Consider the following 6,731-nt stretch of genomic DNA (forward strand, 5'->3'; position numbering starts at 1 on the left):
GATGGCGCGTACCTACAGGCACTGGCGACTCTGGGTGTTGACGTGCAGTTTGTCGTGACAGGCGTCAGGAGCAGCCAGGCTCTTTCTGTTGAGGAGGAGCAAGTGCTTATTGGATTCCGCAACCTTGACCTAATGGGTAGAGCCCGCGTATTAGGTGTGATCGAAGGGGCCGCACCTAAAGAGTCACCACGAACTGTTATGACAATTAAAGGCAACGTTGGTCACCAAATCCATGGTGATGTGCATGGCACTATCCAAGGCGTCGACATGAGAAAAAAGGTCGTCAAGAAGAAGTAGAGAAATCGTGATAGATCTCAAATGAATCAGTGCTAAAGGCCGCTTTTTCGAGCAACAAATATTAGATAAATAAGCGTTATCGGCAGGGAAGTAATGGTAGAAAAAGTACGCATTAAGGGAGACGTTGGACAAATTTTTAATGGCAACGTCATCAACGAAGCACCGCAACTAAGCAACGTGCTCAATGTCAATGTATCGGGCGATATCAAGAAGGTAGAAACTCTAACTCAACTTCAGCGCCGGACTATCGCTGATCTCATTGACGACCTTTGCGCAATAACAGGCGAAGACCCCCTAACGGTGTATCGCGTCATCTTGATGGATTTCGGTGCGGCTAAAATGAAGTTGGTTCCTCGCGAGTGACCTGCTCCCCAATTTAGTACGAGAACGACTTGGAGTCTGCGGTTAAAAAAGTCTCTGCAAACTGTTGCGGCGTCAGGTACCCAAGAGAACTATGCGGCCTCTCAGAATTGTATTCTCGTCGCCAGGCCGCAATGATTTCACGAGCATGCCGCATCGAAACAAACCAATGTTCATTCAGGCATTCATCCCGGAACTTGCCGTTGAAACTCTCGATGTAGGCATTCTGCTGCGGCTTGCCAGGTTCAATAAAGCTCAGCTTCAATCCGTTTGCATAGGCCCAGGCATCGAGCACCTTGCCGGCGAACTCGGGACCGTTGTCGATGGTAATCGATTGCGGCAATCCTCGAAGCTCTGATAGCCGTGACAGCACCGATACAACCCGTGTGCCTGGCAGCGACGTATCCACCTCGATAGCCAGGCATTCCTTGGTGAAGTCGTCCACGATATTCAGGCAGCGCAAGCGGCGGCCATCAGCCAATCCATCCGATACAAAGTCCATTGACCAGCTCTGGTTGGGCATCGTCGCCTGAACCTTCAATTGCCGCTCGACGCCCGCAATACGCTTCCTCTTGCGGCGCCTGACGCTCAGGCCGGCCTGTCGATACACGCGGAGCAGCTTCTTCCGATTGACCTGCCATCCCTCCCGCTGCATCAATACATGCAGACGCCGATAGCCATATCGGCGTTTTATGGCTGCCAGTTCGCAAAGACGCTGACGCAGCCCCTCATCGTCAGGACGACGGGATTCGTAGTGATACAAGGAGCGGGAAATGCCTATCAGCCCGCAGGAACGGGTTACGCCTAGACCGTGGACATGCATGATGTGCGTTACGGCGCTTCGCCTATCCTGCGGGCTTACCACTTTCGGCCGAGCACATCCTTCAGTGCAGCGTTGTCCAGCAGGCTTTCTGCCAGCAGTTTCTTGAGCTTGGCATTCTCGGCCTCCAGCGCCTTGAGCCGTTGGGCCTCGGATACCGTCATCCCGCCGAACTTGGATTTCCAGTTGTAGTACGTCGCGTCGCTGATGCCGTGCTTCCGGCATACCTCGGCCACTTTCATACCGGCTTCGGCTTCCTTGAGTACGCCAATAATTTGTTCTTCGGTAAATCGTTTTTTCATGCTGCCTCCGTATGGGGCAGACTCTACATCATTACCGTACTAATCTTGGGGAGCAGGTCACGAGGAATATCCAGAAATTAAGAAAAAAATCAGTCAGTGGATCGTTGAAGCAAAGCGTAAAAAAAGCGTTATCGATACTGAGCCAGTAAGAGTTCTTAACGAAAATCAGAGTCGACAATCTCTGCAGGATCGCAGTCCGGCTATGGCAACCGATGTTTGCCATACCAATACAGAAGGAGACATAAGCTCTTCGCCAAAGAGCACATCTAATCGCCAGCACACGTTGCCCCATGTTGCGGCTCTTGAAAGCCCAGGTGAATGTGCCGTGTGTGTCGCAAAAAATGTGCTATTCGTCCCCACTCAAAAAACTATACGTACACTCGGGACGTTAGTTGTCGTATTGGCAGTGTTGTGTGGATGGTTTCTCTATCAAATGGCTCCGCCTAGCCAAAATATGACCAATTACAACTGCTATTTCAAGGGAGAGCCATATTCTGTCGGTAGCATCATCAAGACAGGTAATGGCGATCTAAAGGAGTGTATGAGCACTTCCAATGGCAGCTCGGTGAGATGGCAAAATGAGAAATAATCACAACTACGTATGATGATGTGATTTCACACCTTCGATTGACTGGTCTGCAACAACTGATCCAGATTTAAAGTTATGGATATTGGCCGTACCCGCCGTCTTCTCTTCCCTGCGCCCCGCTGAACTGGTATCTTGGATTACAACGTCTTCGCCTGTTCCACCCCTAGCCTCAAGTTTTTCGTGATGGGTAGGCTTGAAAGTTATAACTCCATATTTCTTTTCGAGGTAACAGTTTTTCATACTAATTCAGCGAAGCCTTAGCTTATTTTCCATGAGTTCACCGTGATACCGAATACCGCCTGCCGGGTTGGTTCAATTCTTTATTCCTAGCCATTTACAAAAAGTTGCGTAGACGAATTCATAGGCAGCTTCGACAGTATCGAATACCCCAAGCTCATCAGGCATATTTCGTTCAACATAAAAAACTCTCCACTTTCCATCCTCAACACCAACACATACGCAGTCGCTGTGTCGAACGCCGTCTAGGCAATAACTATTTGTATGCACACCGATGGCCGCCAATGAATCTTCCAATTGAGTTCTAGTCATTTCATTTCACCTTTATGTAGCCATTGTCCAAATACCACTGAACAGACTTAGGAAGTTGGAATTGTATTCCCATGCCAGGCTGTCCAAACCAAGGAAGAATCTTAGCTTGTGTTACATCAGCAATTGGCTGAATTACTTCGTACTGAAAATATGGTTTTGTTAACTTATACGACTCAGGAAGAGCTCGTTCACCAAACGATGCTCCAAGCGGAGAAACGAACTTTCCACCCGGATATCCGTAGCGATCAAGCTGCGTACCTGTTTCAATAGTCACGTTGTAGACAGGCGAATATCCACCACTATTGGGAGGCCATATACCAATTTTTTCTTGGAGTTGCCCTTCTATTTTACTGAACTGGCCAAAGTTAGAACTGACACGAGCTGCTTGGCTATCTGCAATGTTACGTAGAACAGTCTGCCGTATTAGATCGGCAGCAATCTCATCTGAATTTTTTGCCTCTTCAATAGATGTGCTTACGATCCGAGTACTTATTCTTCCCGCATTAAAAGCACTCAAAGCAAACTTCGCAAGATCATATACCGCCTTCGCGTCAATGAGCCAGCTTTCAATCTCAACCTGCTGAAGCCCCTGCGCTTTACCTTGCGCTGCTTTCCAATAAATCTGCAACAGGTCATTATCCGGGCATACGTTTGGAATCGAGCACCCCGTGGCAGCCAATTCTTTACGGATATAGTTAGCAACTGCATTGCAGCTTTCTCCTTCGCAGGCAGCAATCGACTGTTCGATTCTTGCATTGGATACAGCATCCTTCTTTTCAAGAATTTCTACGGCCTGGCAGCTTGCCGCATTACCCGTTACATAACAGTCATTCTTAGCCTTCTTAAGGGCAATTCGTTCATCGTGACTAAGGAAATTATTGATGACCTCGTTATAAGCCGCCGCACCACCCGCAGTCCCACCAACAGCCGCCCCCACCAAGGTACTCGACAACCCCGTCAACGCCTTCGCCAGATCAGGATCAACGCCAGCCTTATCCAAAGCCGATGCCACATTCGGCGCCGTCAAGGTTCCCGCAGCAGCGCCAGCCGCTCCCGCAAGTCCACCAGTCAACCCACCAACGACGCTGTGCGCCAGGATCCGCATCGCCCCATCCGGCCCCCAGTTATTTTCAAGAGCACTGGCCTGATCATTGAGTTCTTTTGCCACCGCAGGATCAGTCGCTGCGTTAGCCTCCTTACGCAAGCCAGCCGCCTTATTCTGCTGCTCCTGCGCATAGTCTCCAATTAGCTTCGAGGCCTGCTGCCCAAACACCTGCGTAATCTGCGCCTGCGCTTCAACATCCGCCTGCAAGGCCTGACCATTCCACGTCTTAGCTATTTTTCCACTGGTATCGCGATCACTGCTCACATCAGCATTGATACTCGCTATGGTCTGCTCAGCCGTCTTTCCTGTCTTGGCCTGCTGGGCAGCATCATCGGTAATCTTGATATCAGCCTGACTGATCCCACTCTTGGTCGTGCTGCTATCGCTACCGCTAGCATTCCCCATCCCAAGGGCGCTGCCAGCAAGCCCCAGTGCCGAGCCAGCCAGACTTGTACCTCCCCCCATACTCTGACTCTCGGCCTTGAAGTCGCTGCGGTTCTGGATATCCGACTGCGTCAACGTTTGGGTGGTGAGACTGTTCTTCCCATCAGCAGCGGCCTTATCCGTACTGGCAATCTTCGCCCCCTTCAGGTCCGTATTACCCGCCACCTTGATCTGGAAGCCATCATCCCCAGCCCTGACACCTGACTGCTCATTCACACTAGCGTAATTGCCATCCACACTGCTGCGTGCCAGGCTGAGGCTGCCTCCCATCTTCCCCATGCCTACCGAGATACTCCCTCCTGCACTTTGCTGCCTGCTTTTGTAGGTGCTGGTGTCTTGCAGGCTTTCGATATTGAGATTACCGCTGCCGCTGGTACCAACATCCATCACCACCTGCTTGCCGCTGACCACGGCGCCTTTGAGCGTGGTGTCGGTGCCTGAACTGATCGTGAGCTTGTTGCCGGCATCCACGTGAGTGTTGACCTGGGTAACATCATTCCCATCACCACGTCCACGGCTACCCGACACCCCTGCATTGAAGAGTAAGCCATCGGTACCAATTGAGACCCCCACCGATCCCGACATCGCCTTGTTGCTGCTGTGCTGTTCGGTCGTACTTTGCGCAGCCAGCAGGCGCACTTCGTTGTCGGCTTTCAGGAGCGTGTTGGCACCGGACCTAATGTCGCTGCCTTGCACAATGAGGTTGCTGTCAGCACCACCGCCCTGCGCAATCAGGCTGATGTTGCCACCCGCACTGAGGGTGGAACCGCGTGCGGTACTGGCACTGGATTGACTGTGGTTCTCGCTCTGGCTCGCGCCCAGGCTAATGGCTAGATTGATGCCACCTACCTTGTCGGCTGCCGTGGCGTCGCGGGTCTCGGGGTTGCCGTCGGCGCCGAACTTGGCCTTGCCGTTTTCATCAAGGGCATTCGTCCGAACTTGCGGATTGTCTTTGCCATCGACCTGAAAGCCCTGGCCCGTTCGCACAGCATCCACTGCATTCTTGCCCGCAAAGCCGATATTAGCTGCAGCTAGCAATTGCATCCGCCCGCCCGAGGTGTTCTTCGCCGCGCGCGCCATCTGCTGCGCCGTCTCAATCGCCGACAACACCGGACTGGTGATCTGAACCGTCAGGCCGCTTTGCTTGAAGACCATATCCTGCGTATTGCGTTCGGTCTCAGCCGCTGCAAGAATACTGATGCGCTTGGCCACAACATCAATATCTCCCCTGGGGGCAATCACATTGCTGCCACTCTGCGTATAGGAATTGCCCGCCTTGATCGAGACATTGCCATCAATGCTGCCCACATTGGATGACACTGCGGTGGTGCTGACGGTGGTGTTCTTGTTATCCAACTCGCGCGTGCCGATGGTGAAGCCGAATCCACCGCCACCAAGCAAACCGCTGCTCTTCTTGTTGCTGCTGTTGGCGGATTCGAACTTGTCACTGGCAGAGGCGACCGTGATGTTGTCACCCGCCACCAGCGAAGTTCCGGCGCTCGATACGACGTTGCTGCCGATGATGCTCATGTCCTTGCCCGCTTGCAGCACTGTCGTGTCGCCGCTCAAGGTACTGCCCACGGCAGTGGTATAGGCACGCTTGCCATAGCTGGTGCGCGTGGTGCTGGAGGCCAGGCCGCGCGAGGTGCTTGTGGCGTATTCGCTATGGCTGCGATAAGCATCTTCGGAAACCACATTAATATCACCGCTGGCCGTCACTGCCAGTGCCTTACCAGCAGTGATGTTGCTAGCAGCCACCTTGACGTCCGCTTGTTCCAGCAAGCCCGCCTTGATGCTAATTCCATCGGCGGCGTTGATGTTGCTGCCCACCACATTGACGCCTTGATCGTCTGCTCGCACGTAGGATCTGGAGGTGGTGTGGCTCACCATCGATTCGGACTGATCCAGTGCCGCCCCAATCGTCACCGCTCGTCCAGCCATCAGCGAGCCGCTACCAATGCCATTGCTGCCGATGTCAACCTGCGCCGCGGTCATGCTCAGATCGCGCTGCGCTACCAGCGTCAAGTTGCTACCGGCGTTGATGTTGGAGCCTACGCTGGCGACGCTTTGGGCGCTGCCCAGATAGCCACTGAAGTTGGCATTGTAAGTGCTGCTGGTCTTGATCGTGTCCAGCTTGATATCGCGACCGGCGCTTAAGCTCAGGTTGCCTGAAGTGGCATCTCCTAAGCGACCGCTGGCCAGCGTTGAGCCCAGATTGCTGATGTCTGCACCGGCACGAACGGTGAGGTTCTTGCCGGCCGCAAT

5 protein-coding genes are annotated in these 6,731 nt (G+C 52.9%); 2 read left to right on the forward strand and 3 right to left on the reverse strand.

Going from position 1 to position 6,731, the window contains the following annotated elements; translation table 11 throughout:
- Together I5W_RS32090 and I5W_RS14720 are read left to right on the forward strand one after the other, a co-directional pair.
- Positions 1 to 297, forward strand: a 297-nt coding sequence (locus I5W_RS32090; protein WP_044529783.1) for a hypothetical protein, incomplete at its 5' end; no start/stop codon positions are given.
- A gap of 93 nt (positions 298 to 390) precedes the next feature.
- The gene (locus tag I5W_RS14720) at positions 391 to 660 is read left to right on the forward strand and encodes a hypothetical protein (protein WP_044529784.1); all 270 of its coding nucleotides are present in this window, start codon (positions 391 to 393) and stop codon (positions 658 to 660) included.
- A gap of 13 nt (positions 661 to 673) precedes the next feature.
- On the opposite strand, the gene I5W_RS29875 is transcribed toward I5W_RS14720, so the two are convergent.
- The 3 genes from I5W_RS29875 to I5W_RS14735 all read right to left on the reverse strand — a co-directional run.
- A protein-coding gene (locus tag I5W_RS29875; protein ID WP_199901744.1) for an IS3 family transposase occupies positions 674 to 1,779 on the reverse strand; the annotation gives its coding sequence in 2 pieces (ribosomal slippage) (positions 674 to 1,539 and positions 1,539 to 1,779; 1,107 coding nt in all).
- Positions 1,780 to 2,680: 901 nt separating this feature from the next.
- Complete coding sequence (locus I5W_RS31330; protein WP_148289116.1) at positions 2,681 to 2,917, reverse strand: hypothetical protein; 237 nt, start codon at positions 2,915 to 2,917, stop codon at positions 2,681 to 2,683.
- A 1-nt stretch (position 2,918) separates the two neighbouring features.
- On the reverse strand, positions 2,919 to 6,731 hold a 3,813-nt coding region (locus tag I5W_RS14735; RefSeq protein WP_148289117.1), incomplete at its 5' end, for a hemagglutinin repeat-containing protein.

Source organism: Herbaspirillum sp. B65 (assembly GCF_000333555.1).
Taxonomy (GTDB): Bacteria; Pseudomonadota; Gammaproteobacteria; order Burkholderiales; family Burkholderiaceae_D; genus Herbaspirillum; species Herbaspirillum rubrisubalbicans.

Bases quoted from the DNA above. Each gene is read 5' to 3' on its own strand.
- I5W_RS14720 (WP_044529784.1), top strand. From the start codon at position 391: ATGGTAGAAAAAGTACGCATTAAGGGAGACGTTGGACAAATTTTTAAT.
- I5W_RS31330 (WP_148289116.1), bottom strand. From the start codon at position 2,917: ATGACTAGAACTCAATTGGAAGATTCATTGGCGGCCATCGGTGTGCAT.